Below are 20,372 nucleotides of genomic sequence, written 5' to 3' on the forward strand. Positions count from 1 at the left end.
AAACCTCACCTTTTTCTATTGCCATGTCATGTCCCCATCAACATACATAACAAATTGCTCAAATGACTTTTTCTCTGTCATTCCATATCGACATACCTCATAATTCGAACCTTTCATATTTGCATATCCTTCAACAGTTGTATAGCCGATTAAAAGCCCTATCTCTTTAGCCGCTGAAATAAATTCTTCATTATATTGTCCATATGGATAGGCTAACGAAACAGCTACTGGCAATTGCTCGATATTCCGCTGTAAATCTGCCACAATTTCTTCTTTTGAGTGCTCAAATACCATACCTTTATTATTTAAGAGTGCATGCAAGTTGTCTGTATGTGCTTCAAAATCAAAAACATCTTTCATCTCAACTAAATCTTCCGCCGATAAATACTGAAAAGGTCCTTCCGCATCGAATAGTTGCCCCCCATGTGCCCTATGCGTTCTTGTTGAAATAATATGATGCGGCGCCTTAAATCCGTATTGCTTTAAAATTGGATAAGCATACTCTTTGGATGATAGTAAGCCATCGTCGAATGTAATGAGCACTGCTTTACTCGGAACAACGAGACGCCCTTCCAAATAATCATAGAGCTGTTGTGAAGTCAGCGTCTCAAATTTATGGTCGGCCAAATACCCCATCTGTTGCTCAAAAGATTCCAATGAAATGGTACTAGTCATCGTTTTCATCTCGTCACGCGGCAAGATATGATGGTATACAAGAACTGGCAGCCCCTCATCCAAAGCAACGGATTGCTTATGTATATAACCTGGTCGCTCTCCTATTTTTACAATATACCAATCCTCTTCGTCTTGCACGATCGGATACCGATAGCCTTCTTCCAATTGCAGTATGATACCGCTTTGCACATCCGCATTTTCATAGACCGCTGTTTTACGGAACGTCTTCACGGCAGCTAATCGCTCCGTATGTAAAAACACACGCAATTTCTTCTTTTCGACTGTCGCCTGTTCTTTACGAATAAACACCGTCATTTTTCCTAGCTGGATTTCATAATAAGCTTCATCCTCACCAACTAGGACCACCGGCTGATCCGCTTCCAATTCGCCAATTGGAATGAAAGTCTCTCTCTTCATGTAGATCGGCTGGCGTTCTTGCAACGTCAGCACACGTTCAAACTCTCTCTTACTAGTGTATGGATCTTTTTGAAATATTTGTGCAAATACCTTCCCTTGCATTCTATCAAACACCGACATCCCAGCCAAATTCATTTTTCCATTGCCACTGCTAATCAATATGATTAACCCCGCCAGCAACAGTACCCCCACAACTATTCTTCTCATTCTTTCCCCTCCGCTGTCATTCAAGCAACGTACAGACGGAGTTTTTCAAAAAAAGTTTCAAAACTGGATCAATTTTATAAATTTACTGGATTGAGAATTAATGTTCATGAAAACATAGGTAGCCTAAAATGAAGCTTGGACGGTTTTTATTGTATGTTTTTGAGGATCAGGTTAATAGAAACTTTTCCACTCGGTTTCCTCTAAGCGAAAAGGCTGTCACAGAAAATCAGTTTTCACTGACTTTCTGGACAACCCTATATTTACAAAACAATGTAAGAATCATTTTAAATTCATGCAGTGACCTGGTAAAATGTATTACTCTTGCACAAACTTCCCATGATCCGGAACGGCCAATTCAGCAAAATTCGAAGCCAATCGAGCAAGTTCGTGGGGCAGATCAGTACCTGACATCGGCTTACCATGCCCCGTTCCAGCAATCTTTGGCCTAAGCTCTGCGAGTGTTCGCACCGACTCTTGTGACGCCTCCCAGTCCGTCGTCAAATAAACCGGTGGACCGTGAAGCTCCTGCTTTTGCGTCAGCACCTTATAAAGTGAATCCTGCTTCAACGTTACAAACGCATCTCCCGCCAACAGCAGACGATCCTCTTCCCGAAACAATGAAACATGCCCCGGTGAATGGCCAGGCGTATGAATCCACCGCCAGCCCGGCATCAGTGGTACACTTTTATCTTGCGGCAACGGACGAAGACATTCAGAAATATCGATCGCCTCTACTGGAAACACAACCGACATCTTCGCGACAGCACCGCCTTCCACTGTGCTATCCGGTGTTGGATAATCCTGTTCCCCCCTCAAAAATGGCATTTCAAGAGGATGCACATATACCGGCACCTGATGCTTTTCCAAAATATCAATAATACCACCAATATGATCAAAATGACCATGCGTCAAGATGATTTCCTGTAACTGGTGTTCCGCTCCAAACAACTCTTCCGCCTTTTCTAAAATTTTATCTCCTGATGCAGGCATGCCTGCATCAACCAAAATCCATTGAGTAGGATGTTCAAGATTGTTAATGAAATACGCATTGACGATCTGAATCGTATAGCAATAAATCCCAGGCGCAATTTCCTCTACATGACCGCTATCCACAGAAGTAACAGGCAACACTCTATCAGTCGATGAACTCCTTTTCATACTAGGACCCTCCTTGGCTTGTCAGCACTTTTTAGGAAGTGTTCCCTGGTGCAAAGTTTCTAAACGTTTGCAGTGTATCAGATAGATATCTTTGCAGAGTCCTGTGCAGAAACATTTATGATAGTTAGTGGGGTGTTCAATCTGTTTGACAACATTTCACCCTAAATAGATATGTATGAAAGCATTATGGATTCAATTGAGTTTTTCGAATGATCATGATAAACTAGCCCTATATTCACATCGAAAAAGACCGGGTCCATTCTACCCGTTCTTGCAACCGGCTTCCGCAAGAAGGGCGGTTGACTAGTTGACAAGCGTTTAACTCAAAGAGTAACCACCTTACACTTGGTCAGAGCGGAAGGTGGTTACTTTTTTCTATCATAAAATAAAGGGTTCCTGTGCAGTTTCTTGCACGGATTCCATTTCACAAAGTTGGGGGTCCTCACATTGCAAATTATCATATCACACGTCAACACCGACTTCGACGCACTCGCTTCGATGATCGCGGCCAAAAAGATTTACCCGGATGCGCAGCTGGTCATTTCCGATAAGCTAGAAAACCGGGTACAGCGTTTTTTAAATATTTACCGGGATCTATTCGATTTTGTGCCGAGTGCTCATGTCGACTGGGACCAAGTAACGGACATGATCATTGTCGACGTCGCTTCCCTCGCAAGAATTGGCAAACTCCCCACGGATTTTGACCCCCAAAAGCGAAACATTGTCGTGTATGACCATCATCCGAAAGATGAAAAAGATGTTCTGTATGATGAAGGAATAGTAGAACAGACAGGTGCTGCCGTCACCTTGCTTCTTGAAGAAATTCAAAAACGCAAGTTGCCGATCTCGAAGTTTGAAGCGTCTTTATTTGGACTCGGCCTATATACGGATACTGGAAATTTTACATATAACAATACAACAGCAAGAGATTTGAAAGCAGCCACATATTTACTGGAACAGGGAATGAATCTAGAAATGGTCCAACGTTTCTCGGAGCAGACACTGAAACCCGAACAGCAGGAAATGTTGAATCACCTTCTTGCCAATACAGTGATCCATGAAGTGGATGGGCTAGAAATTGCCGTCAGTACATATGAACTGGAAAAATTCCAAAATGGACTCGCCATGGTGACGAATAAATTGCTCGGAGTGAAAGGAACGGATGCCGCAATTTCCGTTGTCAAGATGAAAAACACGGTTTGCGTTGTTGGCCGCGCCAATTCCGAGCGGATTACACTGTTACCAATCTTGCAGAAGTTAGGCGGAGGCGGTCATAAACATGCAGGGTCTGCTACGGTGAAAAAAGGAGACAAGGAAGCAATCCTTCACAAACTTATCAATGATCTCGAATTGATGTTACAACCGGCAATTACCGCAAAAGAACTGATGACCCATCCTGTCAAAACACTCACTCCTGATACAACAATTGAAGAAGCGGGCCGTCTCATGTACCGCTACGGGCATTCCGGCTACCCGATTGTCGAAGATGGCCGCCTAATTGGACTCATTACCAGAAGGGATCTTGATAAAGGAAATCATCACGGACTCGGACACGCACCTGTAAAAGCGTATATGACGACAAAAGTCATTACCATCGGACCGGATGCTACATTGGAAGAGATACAGGAACTCGTCATCGAGCATAATATCGGACGGCTCCCAGTCATTGTGGATGGGAAAATTGTCGGCATTGTCACGAGGACGAACATTATAAAAGTTTTGCACAATGATGTGTTGGCAGATAAAAATTCACAAGAAGGACTGACAGCGAACGAGTTGATCGAGAAAATGGAAGAACAACTACCTGAAGAAGTCTATACGCTCCTGAAAGAAATTGGAGAAGTGGCTAGCGAGTTGAATACACCGGTTTATTTGATCGGTGGCATTGTAAGAGATATGTTGCTGAACCGGCCGAACCATGATATTGATATCGTGGCGGAAGGTGATGGTATCGAACTGGCAAGAGGCTTGCAGAATGCGTATGGCGGAGACGTGTTGGAGCATGAAAGCTTTAGAACAGCAACATGGGTTCATCCCTCCGACTTGTCAATCGATATTACATCATCCAGACTCGAATATTATGAACGGCCAGCTGCCTTGCCTCAAGTAGAGACGTCCGTATTGGGAGACGATTTACAGAGGCGAGATTTCACAATCAATGCAATGGCAATTCGGCTAAATGAAGAATCGTTCGGTGAGTTGATCGATCCGTTCGGAGGACAGCATGATCTACAGGAACGGAAGATTACAATTCTCCATAATATCAGTTTCATTGAAGATCCTACCCGTATATTCCGAGCAGTCCGCTTTGAAGGACGTTTTGGATTTTCAATGGACGAGCAGACTGAAAAACTAGCTTTGGAGTCCATTGACAAAGTAAAACAGCTCACACCGCATCGTATTAATGAAGAAATGAAACGATTATTTAGTGAAGGCAAACCACAAGACGTGATCCACCGGCTGTTCGATCTGCAAGTCTGGCAACAGTTGGGCATTGACGAAAAACAGTTAGAACCATCCATTGCAGCAGCAGAAACTCTCCAAAAGATTCACTATGAACTAGCACAGAACGATTCCAATCTACCTATGGATGACTGGCCTGACTGGTTTGATTACTTTTTACTGCCGTTCTATTGCAATTCCAGTCTGCACGCTGCGGAAAGGTTTGCACTGAAGAAAAAAGAACTGAAATTATTGGAAGAGATCATGGATGTAAGTGGAAATAAGCAATGCGAAGAATCCATGACGCCTGGAGACTACCACTTGTTTTTAAGCGGACATTCCGATGAGGCCATCTTATTTATTTTGGCTGCCGATCAGATTTCACATCGGCAATCCGTCATTGACTATTTGCATCATCGTCGTAATCTTACAAAATATATAACGGGGTCCGATTTAGTAAAAGCTGGGCTCCAACCTAGTCCCTTCTTTTCTGAGATTCTGTTGCGCGTTGAAGTAAGCCAGCTGAACGGGGACATCTCATCCAAAGAAGAGGCAGAAAAATGGCTGGAAGAGTATTTGTGTACTCTCTGACCTAGCTCTAGGAATGACTACTGCAATCAAAAAAGCTTTTCAGAGAAACCGGAGAATACCGGTCTCTGAAAAGCTTTTTTACTGGTCTTAGTACGCGCTCCATCCAGCGTCCGCTGCTAAAGCGACACCGTTAATGTAGGCTGACTCGTCGGAAGCTAGGAACAAAGCGATGTTGGCGATGTCTTGAACTTGTCCCGCTTTCGGCAGAAGCTTAATGCCACGCAACGCAACCTCCATGCCGAATTGATCCACATTCGGCATCGTCTGCGCAAAACCTGTCTCTACATGTGCAGGTGCGATCGCATTACATCGTATATTCTGCGGACCGTATTGCGCTGCAACGTTTTTCGTCATTCCGACAACCGCATGCTTTGCGGATGTATACGCAAGACCGCCACGCCCGCCAGCTAAACCGGAAATAGACGCCATATTCACAATCGTACCGCCACCATTCTCAATAAAATGAGGGATGATGCTCCGTAGCCCATGCATGACCCCGTTCACATTGATGTGCATCACCCGGTTCCACGTTGGATCCTCGACATTGGCCGCTGCCTGCATATTGTCGCCCACGCCCGCATTATTGACAAGGATATCCGCCTTACCGAACGTCTCGATCGTCTCTTTCACCATGCGTTCCACGTCTTCCCGTTTCGCAACATTCACGGTGACACCATGCACTCCAAATCCGCTAGCTTGGAATTCCTCCACCGTCTGTTTCATCGCTTCCTCATTGAAATCAGCAATGACAACTTTCGCACCTTCCTTTGCATAAGCTCTGGCAATCTCTTTCCCGATACCTGCAGCACTTCCTGTAATGATAGCAACTTTGTCTTGTAAACGCTCCATATGAATCACCTGTCCTTGTATTGTTTTCCTTTATTATACCATAGGCTTACTATACGCGATCATAGCCCACGCTCAATCGCTCATTGAAACCCCATACCCGATCATAGCACCCGCACAACCGCTCATTAAAACCGTATTCGCGATCATAAACCCCACTCAACCGATCATAGAAACCGCATTCGCGATCATAAACCCCGCTCAACCGCTCATTTAAACCGATCGGTGCAATGCAACTTTCTCACGTTGCCTAACTTTTTTACGCAAATAAAAGAACTGCCACTGAAAGATATTTCACTTTCAGGACAGCTTCAGATCTATATATTTCATCAGCAAGTTCGTTAGAGTTATTTCAAATTTAGATGGAAACAGAGTCCTAAACTTATTTTTCACATATGCGTGTCGATATTTTCATATATGTTGACTTGAACAATTGATCCGATTGTTCGAACACTAACACCGATATCGATCAGATCAGGCTTGTTATGTTCAGGAAGTTTAATATAGAACGTGCCTCCTTTCTTCCCAACTGCACGGAACAAGTTGGTCCCTGGATCTCTTGTGATTTCGGCAATCTGCTCTGCATCTTTCGGCAACACATGCTTTCCAATTTGGTATTTTCCTCCCAAATCAACCGCCGCACTTGTCTTCTCTTCTAATGTTTGAATTCCATAATAAAACGACGAATTGTGCCGAACTACTTCAATCCCATACCGTATCTCTTCTCCGTCAACAAAACGGATAGTGGCAATATACTGGCCCGGCTGATCTAGATTAAAGCGGACATTATAATATGTGCCGTCCTGTGCAGTCTCATCTGTCGCAAGGCAATCGCTCGGGCTGTAAGATAGGCATTTTTTGAAAGCCACACGATCAGTTAGTTTCTTACCGTCCATTGTGGACAATGAAATACTTTGAACTTGTTGTTTATTCTTTACATCCAGTATAGCTGGTGAAGGTAACACATCTTCGGTCCGCTCTAAGGATAGCTTCAGTTTACCGTCCACTTCTTTACTATGCACATAAAATTTCCGGTAGTATTTTGAATCTGCTTCCGCTGAATACACTAAAGCGACCTTAAAAGTACCTGTTCCTTCTTTAAGCGGAACTAGGTGAATCTTATTGGTAGGAGAACCGCTTGGATGATCACTACCCGGTACTGCATTAAATACATCAGATTCATTTTCAAATGCATCGAACATCTTAAATTGATCCCATTGATAATCACTTGCCCGCACAGTTACGATCTGTGACTTCGCCTCTTCCGTTGCTTTCAACATTTTGGCGGCTTGTCCTCTTGTAATAGTTGTATTCGGACTGAATCTGTCAGGAGCTGTTCCTGTTGTGATGCCGAGTCGATAGATACTCAAAATGTTCCTGTCATGCCCCGCCCCACTTTTCACATCTACAAATGGATTTTTTATGGATGTAAAACTATATCGTGGTAGATCGAATGCTTTGACGAGAATTGAAGCCATCTGTCCCCGTGTAATCGGATCGTTCGGACCAAAACGCCCATCTCCATAACCACTAATCATCTTTTTTTCCGCCATAGCTGCAATGGCTTTGTAGTAGCCATTCGCAGTCGTAACATCCTTAAAATTCGGATTCTTTACGTGCGTTGTATCTAACTTGACCATCTTGGCAATGATGGCGGCTGCCTGCCCTCTCGTAATAGAATTTCCTGGCTTAAACGTCCCATTAGGATAGCCTCCAATAATATTGCGTTCCGCCAACTCATAGACCGCTTCCGCAAAATGCTTCGTCGGTGGTACGTCCTTAAATTGAATTTTGTTTGCAGCTGCTCCAGAAACAGGCAAGCTACAGACAAGCAAGATGGCACCAAGTACTACTAAAAGTTTTTTTCTCATTTTACGCTCTCTTCCTTTCTGGTTTATAGATTTATTTACAAAAAATGTTCCTATACCATCCCATCAGCATTTTCACGCAACGTACAGACGGAGTTTTTCAGAAAAAGTTTCAAAGTTTAGGAGAATAAATTACCTGGTTTTGCACCACATCAAAACAATCCTTACTTGTCCTAAAGTTGTATGCGAACGAGGTACTACTAGTAGATACTGCAAAGTTTGATTAACGCCCTACCTAGTTCTACTAACTGCTATTCCCCCATAGACTTGTGTGTAAATAACTATTAGTAGGAGTGATTGAAATAAAAAAATTGGTATTGGCTATTACGTTATTGGTACTCAGTTGTTCTTTGGCAATTCCCCTACAGACAACCCACGCAGCAAAAACAACAGAGATGTATGTGAATGCGAAAACGGATATTTTTCTACGCTCCAAACCAGATCAACATGCAAATAAGTTGGGAAGTATTCAAAACCATTCAACTGTGACTGTTTTATCTTCAAAAAATGGTTGGTCCTATGTGCAAGCTGGTAAAAACAAAGGATATGTATATACATCAGCACTATCTAAGAATATCCCGAAAGCTGCGCCCTCTACTGTCACGAAAGGTCTGACGCCCGTAGATGGGTTAATTCTCACATATGCTCCCTCTATTCTCGAAGATAAAAAAGAGACGTTCTATGTAGAAAAAGAAGATGAATTTACTTATTTATATAATAGGAAGAGTCCGTTGTATCCAGAATTGTCCAACTTCACATACATGGAGGATAATAATAGATTGATGATGGGCGTATCAAGTTCAGACTTCATCTTTGTGAACGTTCCCTATCCATTGAAACAAGGTACGTACGTTACACAAATGGATTACTTTTCTGAAGAGCAAGTTCTAGTGGAAAGTACAACGAAAACGATAACTGTGAAAGCAGGAACCTTTAGAAATGTCGTCATTCTTCGTTACTCGAACGGCTCCCGAGCGTATTTCGCAAAAGGAATTGGACTCATTAAAATTACAGCCGGCAACGGAAAAGTAACGACTGAGTTGGTATCTGTAAAGGTAGGAAAATAAGTAACTTTCATAACATAAACTTCGCTGCTCTGAGTTTTCCCAGGGCAGCGATTTTCACGCTTGTACATTAATGAAAGATAACTGATACGCACACATCTATGACACACTAAAAAAGCATTAGTAATTAATTTATATCTAGTACTTTTTCTTACAGGATAACTTTTGGAATATAGGTCTAAAAACTAACTTCTTATTGAAACTGACAGTTTGCTCATTTAAGATAGATAAAGTGTATCTCTAAAATTCGAATTTTGTAAATGGTTATAAGAATTAGTATAGAGACACGATCTCTTTAACAGTAGCTTGTTAGGAGAACAACTAGTTTATGTAGGAGGAACGGACATGATATTTGGCGTGTTGAAAGATCGGAAAGTTGGAGAGTACAGAGTAATTGCCACACCTTTAGAAGTGAGTACGATTAAAGCGGATGGTCATACCGTTCTTGTTGAACGAGATGCCGGACTTCAGGCTGGGTTCAGTAACGAGGAATACGAGAAGCAAGGTGCTGAAATTGTCGAAACAGTAGAAGAAATGTACGAAAGATCTGATCTCTTAGCGAAGGTCAAAGAAATTGAAGAAGCGGAGTACAAGTTACTAAGAGAAGACCAAATTATTTATACATGCATTCATCCAGCAGCGCATGAACAACAAGTTCAGGCGATTTTAGACAGTAAATGTATTGCGTTTACAGCAGAAGACTCCCATCGTTTTGGATCTGTAAACTGTGAAGCAGCAGGCAAACAAGGCGCGTTAATGGGCTTGCAAGCGATGTTAACGATCAACGGTGGAAAAGGAAAATTTGTCAGTGGGCTTGCAGGTGCTCCGGGTATGAAAGTCCTTATTCTTGGCGGAGGATTAGTCGGAAAATCGGCATTGCAAGTACTTCATTCATTGGGTGCTTGGTGTACCGTCATGGATATAAATTTTGGAACCATGAGAGAAATTGGACAAGTGTATAACGAAAAAGTTAATACACAATTGTCTACAAAGCAAAACATCGCAAAGTTACTACCAGAAATCGATATGGTGATTAACTGTGTGAAATGGCCAAAAGGAAGCAAAGATTATTTAATCGATCGAGACATGCTTCATTTGATGGAAAAAGGATCCGTCATTGTAGATATTAGCAATGATACAGACGGAGCAATTGAGTCATTCCGTGAAACGACTCATGAAAACCCTACCTATATTGAAAATGGCGTTGTTCATTATTGCGTTAGTAATATTCCAGGAGCTATCGCGAACTCTACTTCCGTAGCGTACGCTGCATCCGTATTAGGTCATCTGAGATCTATTTTAAATGTGGGCGTACAGGAAGCTTGTATCAAAGATGGCTACTTAAGACGAAGCCTGACAGCGTATAAAGGGTACCTTACACATGAAGAAACAAGCGCTGTTCAAAATAGACCGTGGATCAAACCAGAAGATATTTTACATATTGCACAGGAGAAGCTAAACCCCGCACCCCCTGCTACAGTCGCGAAATCAGATAACTTCATAAAAATTTAATAAGAAAAGGTGTACGCAACTATGACGCTCTATACATTATTGGTTGACTTCACGTTCGCAAGTATACTGATCTTTCTAAGTATGTATTTACGTGCAAAAGTGAAATTCTTGCAACGAAATTTCATCCCTGCCAGTTTACTAGCAGGATTTTTAGGGTTAGCATTAGGACCCGGATTTTTAAATCTATTGCCGTTTTCAGGTGATATCGGCTCGTATGCAGGAGTCATTATTATATTTGTATTTGCATCGGTAGGAATCAACGGATTTTCTTTTTCTCCAGGGAATATGAAAAACGACTTAAATCGAATGGGTGCCTATGCATCTTATAAAATACTGGTCATGTGTGTCCTGATTTGTGTACCTGTCGTATTTTCTATATTTTTTATTTCCAGTTGGATTCCTGATATTAACTATGGATTTGGATTACTATTAGCCGCTGGTTTCTACGGTGGACATGGAACAGCAGCTGCTGTAGGCTCTACTTTTGAGAATTTAGGATTTACAGCTGCAACAGATTTAGGGATGACTGCGGCTACCATTGGGATATTGGCGGGCATTTTTGGCGGATTAATATCTATCAAAATTGCGACGAAAAGAGGCTATACTCATTATGTGAAAGACTTCTCTCAAATTTCAGATGATATGAGAACAGGTTTGGTGAAGCCTGCGAATCGAACTTCTATGGGAGACGAAACAATTTCACCGGTTGCCCTTGATCCGCTTGCATTTCATCTTGCACTTATACTGATCCCATCTGGTTTAGGCTATTTGTTAAATGATTATATTGCAAATACATGGGGACTTGATTTCCCGACATTTACAATCGCGTTCATTGTAGCCTTGCTAATGTACATTGTATTAGGAAGAGGGAAAAAAGGCGTTTATAAATTTGTCGATGAAAATGTCGTCACTCGATTAGGAAGCTCCGCGACAGATTTCCTCGTGTTTTTCGGAGTGGCTTCTATAAAATTGCCAGTAATTATGGAATATGCGTTACCGCTAGGACTCCTCATGTTATCTGGTATTATTATCGTAATGGTATTGTTATGGCTTGTTGGACCTGCTATGAACTATGAAAGTTGGTTCGAGCGCTCCATATTTATTTACGGATATGCAACGGGAGTATTCGCGATTGGCTTAACACTATTACGTATTATAGACCCTGAGAACAAATCAAAAACGTTAACAGATACAGCCATTGTCGGACCTCTTAACACGCCAATTGAACTTTTTGCCTGGTCGGCTGGGCCCGCAATGCTGTTAGGTGGGCAACATTGGGCCTTCGCTGGTATTTATATTGCAATTTCAATCGTTTGTGTCATCATCTCAATTAAATGTAAATGGTGGTATTGGAAAATCCCATTCGACGATCGCCCAGAAGCGACGTCGCAAACTGAACAGTCCAATATGTAATCTCATAAATGAAGAGAATAAAACAATAAAACCTCTGCCAGTAATTTATTGGCGGAGGTTTTTTATGCCCTTATATGTGTAAACTGAGGAGATGATGTGTCCTTAGTGGAAACCAGGTACCTTACTTATCAAAAATCACTCTCGCTCTTATAACGTTCGCTTCGACTTCCGATTTATTGAATAATTTTATCGAAATGCTCGGTTCCAAACGCTCTCTGTTTATTAGGATCAAGTCGCCCTCTTCTACCTCAATAACTTCTTGACTATCAATCGATAGATGAATCGGTCCATGATTACAAAAAAAAGCTTCAGTTATTTGGCGTCCATCCGAATTGTTAGGACTGTCGATTACGTGAAGATCACCTCTTTCTATAGCAATGGCTTCAAGTTCTCCATCGCATCCTTCCGCCAACATCAGATTGAAATCTCTAACTTTACCTAAGCTTCGAGTCGTCCATCCTCCACAGAAACGATCTTGTTCATAAGGTTGTAAATGTACTTGATGATGCCCTTCATGCTTCAATGTCAGTTCTCCATCAATCACCATTAGTAACCTCTGAATATCTGGGAGTGGAGTGAAAACAGACTCTTCTACTTCAACGATGGCTGAACTAATTCTCCATGTAAAGTTTCGCTTTGCATAGTCTGCATCCTCAGGATAAATGGCGAGCTGTGTAGTGAGCCCACCTGACCATTCATTCGTTATTTGATCATTTTTTCGAATTAGTTGTATGGAATACGGCATGTTAATTGTTCTCCTTTTCTAAACCTTAGGTTAATTCACCTTTTATTCTATCATTAAAATGGAGGATGTTAAGAGCTCGAACCAGCTAAAAGTTTTCTGTGCGCAATGGTATGTAGCCATTCACATGAAATCAAAAACTACTGAATGCCTATCACACAGCCTCCCTATCAAGTGAAATACAATTCCTCTACTGAAACTGTATACTCTCGATGAATATCTTTAAAAAACGCCTCATCAATCATCTCTCGTAGTACACCACTGAAATAACCCGGCAAATTACGGATCTTCTTTTTCTTCGTCGCCATTACGCTGATATACATGGCTCGGTATCCCAAATCCTCAAACAATTCTTTTGAGTCTTGGTATAGCTCAAATTTCATCAAGCGTCCTGTTAACGCTCGATAGATCCCAAAGAACTCACGAGTTTTTGAATCATCTCCAGTTAACGACAGAAGCTCCTTCATTCTCGCAAACAAGGTTGTGGATAACTTTTCATCTTCAAGGTGAGACGTCTTTATAGGCTCTTTAGTGTTTTGAGATTTATAAAAAGAAGGTTCATTTCCTGTAATGGTCTTCGAAACTACGTCTTCATTGGGTTCAACCACCTGCTCCCCCCTGTCCATTTTCCCCTGGTCATTGACAGGCAAAATGACATAAATATTGGCGCCTAGACCACTCATGATGGGTCTTACAAAATGAATACGCTCAATGATCTCAAGCTTCTCCAATTTGCGAAGAGCCCGTCTGACTGTGGAATTTGATAGACCGAGTTTCGTTTCGATCGTCTGATGCTTCAAGTGGGATGCTAGATACTTTACAGAATAACAACGGATCATTTCCAAAACAGCGCGGTCTGTTTTGTTCATCGTATTCCAGTGCAGTTCAACATGTTGAAATACCGCTACATCCATTTCCTCTTTATTCGTGAATCTTGCGTAACTAGAAAGATAATGTGTCATAAGAAAAACCCCTTTTTCCTTCTATATAGAAGAGAGGGGTTGGAAAGGATACAAGGTGTACGATTTTTTATTTAAGTTGATTACTTTTTACAGTTAATTTCTACTACTTACGAAATACATATGTCCGATGCCATTGCATATATTTTTGTCGTCGCTCTGTATAGATAATTTTCATGGAACCCATTACATTCATAAAAATTCTGTCAGTATCCGAAAGGTTTTCCGCTATCACAATTTGTCCTGCATCGTCAAAATTTATGAAACCTTTATCAAACAGGCTGTCATGATTGGGACATAGTAGTAAACCATTTTCAACATCCAATCTTTCATCTGACGTACAGTCCTTCCAAGGTTTTATATGACTGGCAACCAACAACTCTACGTTTCTCATATTGCACAATGCGCAGGTTTTATGGACCGCAAGAATTGGTTTCCTAAATACTTCTTGCCCGATTCTGATCTTCACTAGCTCTAACTTTTCTGTTTCAGTTAAGGGATGAAGCGTATCGCAAAAGTTTGAGTTACAATCTACTATTCAAACAGATGGGGTTAAATACATAATTCACATTGAACTCACAGTATATGGTCTAAATTAAAGATATCTAACATCTTGACGCTGTCAAACATAGACCAACTAATTTAAAAATCTCCTAGCTATTTCACGCTTATTCCAGTTTAATATTCCCAGAAGTAGTTTTTAGCTCTACTGTATATTTTCCGCTGCCAATCGTTCCACTGGTTGTTTTCTTGCTTTGCTTATGATGATCCAGTTTCCATTCATTCGAATGTCTTCCGCTTTTGGATTGTAGAAGCACGGTGGCATCCAGTTGCTCATCGTTTACCTGGACATGTATATTTCCGCTTGTTAGATTAACAACAATGTCACTATGGAATGTTTTGAAATCAAGTTCCACATTTCCGCTGCTTCCATGGACCTCAAGTTGATGAAGTTCCAGATCTTCTCCTATAATATTTCCAGAAGATCCTTTCAACACTAAATCGCCTGTAAATGCAGTTGGTATACTTATTGCCAACTGAGGCATTCGGCCAATTTTGACCAAACGTTTCACATCACTTTTTAGTCGAAGCTTCACTTCCTTTTTACCTTTATCCATAACGAGTCCAGGACCGTTATCAAATAAGCGCAAGGACGTTACCAACTCTGTTTCATTTGTTGAATATAACATTACATTCGTACTCCCATAATCTATATGAATGGTTTCTATATCTTTTATCGAAGTCGATTGTACATCCTCACTGGCTGTGTCATTCGAACAACCGCTAGTCCACATAGCCCCAATAATTATCAATACGATAGAAAAGGTATTTCTTTTCATTGCCTTAGCCACTCCTCTCCTGAAACCTCATCGTACAAGATGCCGCTGCGTCAGCTTCAAGTGTAATAAAAAACTTGATGCTTACGTAACGTCATTTTGTATAGTGGAAATAAGGCCTTTTATATTATTACTCTAGAGAGGAGTTTTCACATGAAAACAGAGGATCTGCTTATTTATGGTTGTGTCATTGTGGGAGCAGGAATCGGACTAGCACTTAACCTGGCATTGCCCGGTGTATTGATTGGACTAGGAACAGGTTACTTGCTGAAAAGTGTAATGTTGGGAAAAAGTGATTAACAGAAAGGCAGGTGTTTCCCTTGATACACATAAATAAAGTGCAAGAGCTGACAGGCGTCACTGTCAGGACATTGCGATACTACGATACGATACACTTACTGAAACCGGCAGCTAAATCAGACGGCGGACATCGTTTGTATACGAATGAAGAAATAAAAAAACTGCAGCAAATTCAATTTTTAAAGGGAATCGGTTTTAAGCTGCAAGAAATTAAAACGATGCTCGACTCAGATCATTGGGATTGGTCAGAAAGCTTAGATAAACAGCTAACGTATATAATAGAAAAACAACATAACCTAAAGAAAATGGAACATTCTCTGCGCGAATTAATCAATGGCATTGAAGTAGAAGGCGAAGATGAATGGACAGCTATTCAAAAATTTATGCAATTATCACACGCAGACCAAGACATGCAGACCTATTATCGTGAATCAATTTTCAATAACGAAGAGATCGATTTGTGGAAAAAAGTCCCCACCATGTCAAGTGACGAACCCGATTCACTTGAATGGATGGCTCTGCTTGGGCAACTAAAGCGATATGCAAAAGACGGACCGCATTCACCAAGCGTTCAAGCTATTATTCAAAGAATGGATGAAAAGCGACTAGAGGATTTCGAAGAGGAAAATGAATTTATCGACAAACTTTGGAAGATCAGAATGTCAGCTGCTCAATCAGAAAAGTTAGGGCTATATCCGATTGACCAAGACGTGCTAAAGCTGATGGAAGACGCTTACGCTATCTATGCAGCAGGAAAAGAGAGTCAGAATGAGTAACGAGCTCGTTCTTCTAATTGGAGGCATGGCATTACTGGATATGCTAAGTCCTGCCACATTGGCCGTAACAATTTATCTGCTGTTAACGAATCCTAAAAAGTTAACTGCCCATCTGCTGGTCTATTTATCGACAGTAGCGGGATTTTACTTCCTTGTCGGGGTCTCTCTCATGCTGGGATTAGACTTTTTGCTTGATCATATGACAAATGTTCTAAAAAACAAACTAGTGAGCTGGGCTGCATTCACAATGGGTATCCTGCTGTTCTTCGGAAGCTTCTATACACCGAAAAAACAAAAGAAAACCCAGAAACTTGCCCCCCAATTTACTAGCACATCCCCAATGATTGCCTTAGGATTCACGACCTCACTCATCGAAGTCGGCACTGCTTTTCCCTATTTTGCGGCAATCGGCATCATGGCAGCCTCCCATCTAGCTTGGATGGAATGGCCTTTGTTGTTGGTCGGATATAACTTGATCATGATCACTCCCTCGCTTTTGGTGTATGTGGCATACCAATTGCTCGGCAAGAGAATACACAGTTCTTTGGAAAAATTGAGAGATAAAATAGAAGGGCAAACCGGATCTGCTCTTTCTTGGATCATGTGTATTGTTGGATTGATGTTAATTTTTAATAGTTTGGATTATTTATGAGGTAGATAAAGTGGAGCTCTAGACATCTTTAGTTCGTGTGCCTAGCCGCTTTAAGTGCTATGATCGATCGCGGCTATCGCCAATACGAGGACTACTGTCGAATTGATTCAGTAGTTAAAACGGAATCTAAATTCGAAAAACTGGCAGAACCGTTAATGAGTGTGCAAGGAAATTTTCTCATCTCTGAAGATATTTTCATCACTGTGCTTGCCTGAGTTACCGGTTCTGCATCAGGAGGAATGGTATCACGCTTGAAACATCACGCTCCAAATATTATCAAATCGCTCTGGATTTCGACATGTCCCCCGAAGCATTTCATCAGGTTGCTTCCCTTTCATCCGGAGGACTCGATACACTCCCTTATAATAGGCCAGTGCTGACACTATTGGCAATTACAGATTTGTCATACAAAGAAAGACACCTTAATTACTTCCATTCCTTATCCCCGTATTCGGAACAACGCATGGGAACTGACTTCTTTAAGTCTTGACAGAAGTCTTTTTCTCGTTTTCCTGTGCAAAATACACGAAACCGCTCAAAATCAGTACGCCTAGTGTGATCCTTACAGAATAGAGTGCAATCATAAAGAAAAAATCTGAATACGGAATGATTTCAATTGAAGACATACCATCGAAATCGGTTATACTTTTTTCTCTAGGCATCACGGCAAATAATAATAAAAAAGAACCGATCAACGAATAAATTGCCGACTTTACTATTTTTCTCTCCATCGTCTTCCCCCCTGTCAAATATAATTTCCTTGGTATTCTACTTGACCAATTGAATTGTTTATATTTACATGATATAGAAAGTAGAACCTGATTTCCAGAATAAAAAGAGATAACCAATTACCAGTTCTCTTCATTTGATTATCATGCCTATTAATAGTATCTGGTTCTCAAACAATTCTGAACTGTACAGGGAGCGTGTACCTTTTACCTCCAGTTTTTTAAAAACCAGGCACTACATTACATTTTAAGCTTCAGTAACCCGGTGTCTAAACTCGGTAAAAATTTGAGAGATAGAAATGTATAAACTTTTACAATGAAGAGTTAATGGAGCAGGAAATTATTTTATTCACAGACGCCACCCCGTGTATTTTCAATTGAATTTTGATATGATAAAGAAAGATGAATTAGCAAAAAGCACCTATGTAAAAACAATCTTGAACCTTAAACAAACCCAATCGATACGCACAAAGATACACGCGACTACTTACTGGATGTGATATGTATGGAGAAAATTTATATACCTGCCAACGTCGATCGAATGATAAGTACGTCCAGTAAAGGAGACCAGTCTAAATGGCAAATTGACGAGAAGTGGATTAAACAGAATACCCGAGGCTATGAAGGACAGGCAGAGGTACTATCCTCACTGATTTTATATTGTTCCACCTTACCTACACAAGAGTATGTGGTATACTCCCCGTGCGAAATTATTTTACCAAATAAGGAAGTATCGGTCGGCTGCTATTCGCTAGACTTTCGGGGAAAGTTACAAGAAGTCACATTAGAACGTCTTTTTGAAGCAAACTTCACTTCAAGCGATCTGATTTTGAACGATCAATCGCTGTCAACTGATGAAAAGTTTAAGCGAGTTTTGCAACAAGTTGAGCGATTCACAGGACTGGACGTACGTGAGGAAGTGTCACGTATGCTGGCATTCGATGCGTTAATTCTTAATGAAGATCGTCACACGAATAATATTCTATTCTTATATAACCCGTTTGCAAAAACATGGCGGCTTGCTCCTATTTTTGATAATGGGTTAAGTTTACTTTCCGATGAAACAGATTACCCACCCGGCAAGCCTGTATCGGTCTTAGCTCGCAAAGTGATAGCAAAACCGTTTAATTCCAATTTTTCAAAACAACTCTCTTTATACAAGGGACCCCCTTTTATTAACAAAACAAAGCTAGTAGACAAGCTGGAGGCTGAACATTTCGATTTTGGCCGGGCGAAACAAGTGCTATGGTCTCAGTTACATGATCCACGTCTCGCTCATCTTTTCTTTGAAGGAAGTGAAACTCATGATTGATTACATGAAATTTGATGTGATGTGGATGGATGAAGTCATTGCAAGCGTGGATTTGAAACCTGCCAATGGTGGCACTCCCTATGTGGTAAATTATATAACCGGTTTCAATAAACAGTTCTCACCGGATATGGAAGGACATATCTCACTGGAGGAACTTGAAAAATGGTTGAAATGGCGTACCTTCCCGCCAACCCGCGCCAATGCCGATGAACTGCTTGAAAGCTTAGGGATGCAAGCTTATAATCGCTGGGGCATCGTCCATAAAACACATGGTGTGATGGCGGATGATGAAATTTGGCTACGCTTCAAGGGAGAACATGTAACTCATAAAGACGTCTGCCTGCGAAAAGATTTGTATTATCCGGAAGCAAAATAGTTAGCGAAAAGCAATCTGTGAGAGAAATTAAGATAAATGTTTCGTTATATAGGTACCCGTTTTCAACATCGTGTAAGAACGATTTTCTTGTTTCAGAGTCGAAGCAAGGTACCTTACACTAACCACCAATGCAGCTGACATCCGCCTGAAGAGCTGGTGAACAGTTGGAAGGATGTTAAAAAGTAACCATCTCATCTACTTAGGCCGTAGTGGAGGCTGGTTACTTTTTTTTGATTGGCTTCTAAGTTTAGCTGCAAACCTGATACAAATTATACAATCACCCCTTTTCTCCTAGCCACAATTTTTTCGCTAGCTCTTCTTCCCATGGAGTTACATACAATAATGGTAGTACTAACTCATCAATCTGCTTGTCCATATCGCTGTCCTCTCTACTTTGGCTATCTGAATATAAAATATTTGAACAAGCTTTATCGTTTCTACACTAGCATCTTCTATAAGGATCCTAATTTAATAGAATCCTCTTCTACTCACTATTTCGCAACCCCTAATAACAACAATCAACCTCACTCACCGATCTTCCACTTTCACTTCGCTACCGTCGCTCACTTTTAATATCCATACCTTTTGATTCCCATCAAAGCGCACTTCTTCGATTTCATTAAAATTAAAGTATTCCTGTGTCTTCTCTTTGACTGCTTCCGCCACAGCTTTTGCCTCAGAAAGCATTGCATTTGTTGGTTTATAATCAGGCAAGATTGGAACAAATCGTAATGGATACAGATGGAATCCGTTGGGGATTTCATGACCAATTGGCCTACTTATATGGTGAATTATTGATCAATGACGATTACGAAGGTTGAAATAAGCGTAAGATATTTAACACGTACTGTTCATTTTTATTGGCTGCAAACAAAAGAAAGCTTCTCTATCCAAAACAACAAAAAAACAGGAATTATTTTCAGCTTAATATAGAGCCAGTTAATTTTTTGATTAAACAAGCAAGAGACTGAGCATTTTGATTTTGGTCTGTTACACG

20 protein-coding genes are annotated in these 20,372 nt (G+C 41.0%); 10 read left to right on the forward strand and 10 right to left on the reverse strand.

The genetic code is table 11. From position 1 onward, the window contains the following. Window positions 1-15: 15 nt before the first annotated feature. Both GD002_RS09445 and GD002_RS09450 read right to left on the reverse strand, forming a co-directional pair. Window positions 16-1,299, reverse strand: a complete 1,284-nt coding sequence (locus GD002_RS09445) for a polysaccharide deacetylase family protein (protein WP_153732104.1) — start codon at window positions 1,297-1,299, stop codon at window positions 16-18. A gap of 315 nt (window positions 1,300-1,614) precedes the next feature. Beyond that, window positions 1,615-2,457, reverse strand: coding sequence for an MBL fold metallo-hydrolase (locus tag GD002_RS09450; protein WP_153732105.1), 843 nt, complete (start codon window positions 2,455-2,457; stop codon window positions 1,615-1,617). A 447-nt stretch (window positions 2,458-2,904) separates the two neighbouring features. On the opposite strand from GD002_RS09450, the gene GD002_RS09455 reads away from it, so the two are divergent. Continuing rightward, window positions 2,905-5,490, forward strand: coding sequence for a CBS domain-containing protein (locus tag GD002_RS09455; protein WP_153732106.1), 2,586 nt, complete (start codon window positions 2,905-2,907; stop codon window positions 5,488-5,490). 87 nt (window positions 5,491-5,577) lie between these two features. On the opposite strand, the gene GD002_RS09460 is transcribed toward GD002_RS09455, so the two are convergent. Then, a complete protein-coding gene (locus GD002_RS09460; RefSeq protein ID WP_153732107.1) occupies window positions 5,578-6,339 on the reverse strand; it encodes a glucose 1-dehydrogenase in 762 nt (253 codons plus the stop codon). Window positions 6,340-6,725: 386 nt separating this feature from the next. Further along, a complete protein-coding gene (locus GD002_RS09465) occupies window positions 6,726-8,207 on the reverse strand; it encodes an S-layer homology domain-containing protein (RefSeq protein ID WP_153732108.1) in 1,482 nt (493 codons plus the stop codon). A 290-nt stretch (window positions 8,208-8,497) separates the two neighbouring features. Between GD002_RS09465 and GD002_RS09470 the strand changes: the two genes are divergently transcribed. The 3 genes from GD002_RS09470 (at window position 8,498) to GD002_RS09480 (ending at window position 12,193) form a co-directional block, all read left to right on the forward strand. Then, complete coding sequence (locus tag GD002_RS09470) at window positions 8,498-9,271, forward strand: SH3 domain-containing protein (RefSeq protein ID WP_153732109.1); 774 nt, start codon at window positions 8,498-8,500, stop codon at window positions 9,269-9,271. 342 nt (window positions 9,272-9,613) lie between these two features. Further along, complete coding sequence (locus GD002_RS09475) at window positions 9,614-10,780, forward strand: alanine dehydrogenase (RefSeq protein WP_153732110.1); 1,167 nt, start codon at window positions 9,614-9,616, stop codon at window positions 10,778-10,780. 21 nt (window positions 10,781-10,801) lie between these two features. After that, complete coding sequence (locus tag GD002_RS09480; RefSeq protein WP_153732111.1) at window positions 10,802-12,193, forward strand: sodium/glutamate symporter; 1,392 nt, start codon at window positions 10,802-10,804, stop codon at window positions 12,191-12,193. Window positions 12,194-12,314: 121 nt separating this feature from the next. Here the strand turns inward: GD002_RS09480 and GD002_RS09485 are convergent, their stop codons facing one another. The 4 genes from GD002_RS09485 to GD002_RS09500 form a co-directional block, all read right to left on the reverse strand. Further along, window positions 12,315-12,938, reverse strand: coding sequence for a HutD/Ves family protein (locus tag GD002_RS09485; RefSeq protein WP_153732112.1), 624 nt, complete (start codon window positions 12,936-12,938; stop codon window positions 12,315-12,317). A gap of 167 nt (window positions 12,939-13,105) precedes the next feature. Further along, on the reverse strand, window positions 13,106-13,897 hold the full coding sequence (locus GD002_RS09490) for a winged helix-turn-helix transcriptional regulator (RefSeq protein WP_153732113.1): 792 nt from the start codon (window positions 13,895-13,897) through the stop codon (window positions 13,106-13,108). Between the two features lie 103 nt (window positions 13,898-14,000). Continuing rightward, window positions 14,001-14,363 carry an HNH endonuclease gene (locus tag GD002_RS09495; protein WP_153732114.1) on the reverse strand — a complete coding sequence of 121 codons (363 nt, stop codon included), beginning with the start codon at window positions 14,361-14,363 and terminating at the stop codon, window positions 14,001-14,003. A gap of 199 nt (window positions 14,364-14,562) precedes the next feature. Continuing rightward, complete coding sequence (locus GD002_RS09500) at window positions 14,563-15,234, reverse strand: DUF4097 family beta strand repeat-containing protein (protein WP_153732115.1); 672 nt, start codon at window positions 15,232-15,234, stop codon at window positions 14,563-14,565. A gap of 150 nt (window positions 15,235-15,384) precedes the next feature. Here GD002_RS09500 and GD002_RS17775 point away from each other — a divergent pair, with 150 nt between their 5' ends. The 3 genes from GD002_RS17775 to GD002_RS09510 are packed head-to-tail and all read left to right on the forward strand — an operon-like array spanning window position 15,385 to window position 16,959. Then, window positions 15,385-15,531 (forward strand): hypothetical protein, encoded by a 147-nt coding sequence (locus tag GD002_RS17775; RefSeq protein WP_194841541.1) that lies wholly within the window; start codon window positions 15,385-15,387, stop codon window positions 15,529-15,531. 20 nt (window positions 15,532-15,551) lie between these two features. Continuing rightward, window positions 15,552-16,307, forward strand: a complete 756-nt coding sequence (locus GD002_RS09505) for a MerR family transcriptional regulator (RefSeq protein WP_153732116.1) — start codon at window positions 15,552-15,554, stop codon at window positions 16,305-16,307. Beyond that, on the forward strand, window positions 16,300-16,959 hold the full coding sequence (locus GD002_RS09510; RefSeq protein WP_153732117.1) for a GAP family protein: 660 nt from the start codon (window positions 16,300-16,302) through the stop codon (window positions 16,957-16,959). Before GD002_RS09505 ends, GD002_RS09510 begins: the two co-directional genes overlap by 8 nt. Window positions 16,960-17,438: 479 nt before the next feature. On the opposite strand, the gene GD002_RS09520 is transcribed toward GD002_RS09510, so the two are convergent. Continuing rightward, a complete protein-coding gene (locus GD002_RS09520; protein ID WP_153732119.1) occupies window positions 17,439-17,690 on the reverse strand; it encodes a hypothetical protein in 252 nt (83 codons plus the stop codon). A gap of 502 nt (window positions 17,691-18,192) precedes the next feature. Between GD002_RS09520 and GD002_RS09525 the strand changes: the two genes are divergently transcribed. Together GD002_RS09525 and GD002_RS09530 are read left to right on the forward strand one after the other, a co-directional pair. Further along, window positions 18,193-18,999, forward strand: coding sequence for a HipA domain-containing protein (locus GD002_RS09525; protein ID WP_153732120.1), 807 nt, complete (start codon window positions 18,193-18,195; stop codon window positions 18,997-18,999). After that, window positions 18,992-19,375, forward strand: coding sequence for a hypothetical protein (locus GD002_RS09530; protein ID WP_153732121.1), 384 nt, complete (start codon window positions 18,992-18,994; stop codon window positions 19,373-19,375). Before GD002_RS09525 ends, GD002_RS09530 begins: the two co-directional genes overlap by 8 nt. A 528-nt stretch (window positions 19,376-19,903) precedes the next feature. Here GD002_RS09530 and GD002_RS09535 read toward each other — a convergent pair. Continuing rightward, a complete protein-coding gene (locus GD002_RS09535; protein ID WP_153732122.1) occupies window positions 19,904-20,041 on the reverse strand; it encodes a hypothetical protein in 138 nt (45 codons plus the stop codon). A gap of 26 nt (window positions 20,042-20,067) precedes the next feature. Here GD002_RS09535 and GD002_RS18045 point away from each other — a divergent pair, with 26 nt between their 5' ends. Next, complete coding sequence (locus tag GD002_RS18045) at window positions 20,068-20,196, forward strand: hypothetical protein (RefSeq protein ID WP_255425156.1); 129 nt, start codon at window positions 20,068-20,070, stop codon at window positions 20,194-20,196. The last annotated feature ends 176 nt before the right edge of the window (window positions 20,197-20,372 follow it).

The sequence above is a fragment of the Sporosarcina obsidiansis genome (assembly GCF_009651005.1).
In the GTDB taxonomy this organism is placed as follows: domain Bacteria; phylum Bacillota; class Bacilli; order Bacillales_A; family Planococcaceae; genus Sporosarcina; species Sporosarcina obsidiansis.

Coding starts and splice junctions, on each gene's coding strand:
- GD002_RS17775 (WP_194841541.1), top strand. CDS start 15,385: ATGAAAACAGAGGATCTGCTTATTTATGGTTGTGTCATTGTGGGAGCA.
- GD002_RS09445 (WP_153732104.1), bottom strand. CDS start 1,299: ATGAGAAGAATAGTTGTGGGGGTACTGTTGCTGGCGGGGTTAATCATA.
- GD002_RS09485 (WP_153732112.1), bottom strand. CDS start 12,938: ATGCCGTATTCCATACAACTAATTCGAAAAAATGATCAAATAACGAAT.
- GD002_RS09500 (WP_153732115.1), bottom strand. CDS start 15,234: ATGAAAAGAAATACCTTTTCTATCGTATTGATAATTATTGGGGCTATG.
- GD002_RS09480 (WP_153732111.1), top strand. CDS start 10,802: ATGACGCTCTATACATTATTGGTTGACTTCACGTTCGCAAGTATACTG.
- GD002_RS09465 (WP_153732108.1), bottom strand. CDS start 8,207: ATGAGAAAAAAACTTTTAGTAGTACTTGGTGCCATCTTGCTTGTCTGT.
- GD002_RS09530 (WP_153732121.1), top strand. CDS start 18,992: ATGATTGATTACATGAAATTTGATGTGATGTGGATGGATGAAGTCATT.
- GD002_RS09490 (WP_153732113.1), bottom strand. CDS start 13,897: ATGACACATTATCTTTCTAGTTACGCAAGATTCACGAATAAAGAGGAA.
- GD002_RS09450 (WP_153732105.1), bottom strand. CDS start 2,457: ATGAAAAGGAGTTCATCGACTGATAGAGTGTTGCCTGTTACTTCTGTG.
- GD002_RS09510 (WP_153732117.1), top strand. CDS start 16,300: ATGAGTAACGAGCTCGTTCTTCTAATTGGAGGCATGGCATTACTGGAT.
- GD002_RS09520 (WP_153732119.1), bottom strand. CDS start 17,690: ATGGAGAGAAAAATAGTAAAGTCGGCAATTTATTCGTTGATCGGTTCT.
- GD002_RS09525 (WP_153732120.1), top strand. CDS start 18,193: ATGGAGAAAATTTATATACCTGCCAACGTCGATCGAATGATAAGTACG.
- GD002_RS09475 (WP_153732110.1), top strand. CDS start 9,614: ATGATATTTGGCGTGTTGAAAGATCGGAAAGTTGGAGAGTACAGAGTA.
- GD002_RS09460 (WP_153732107.1), bottom strand. CDS start 6,339: ATGGAGCGTTTACAAGACAAAGTTGCTATCATTACAGGAAGTGCTGCA.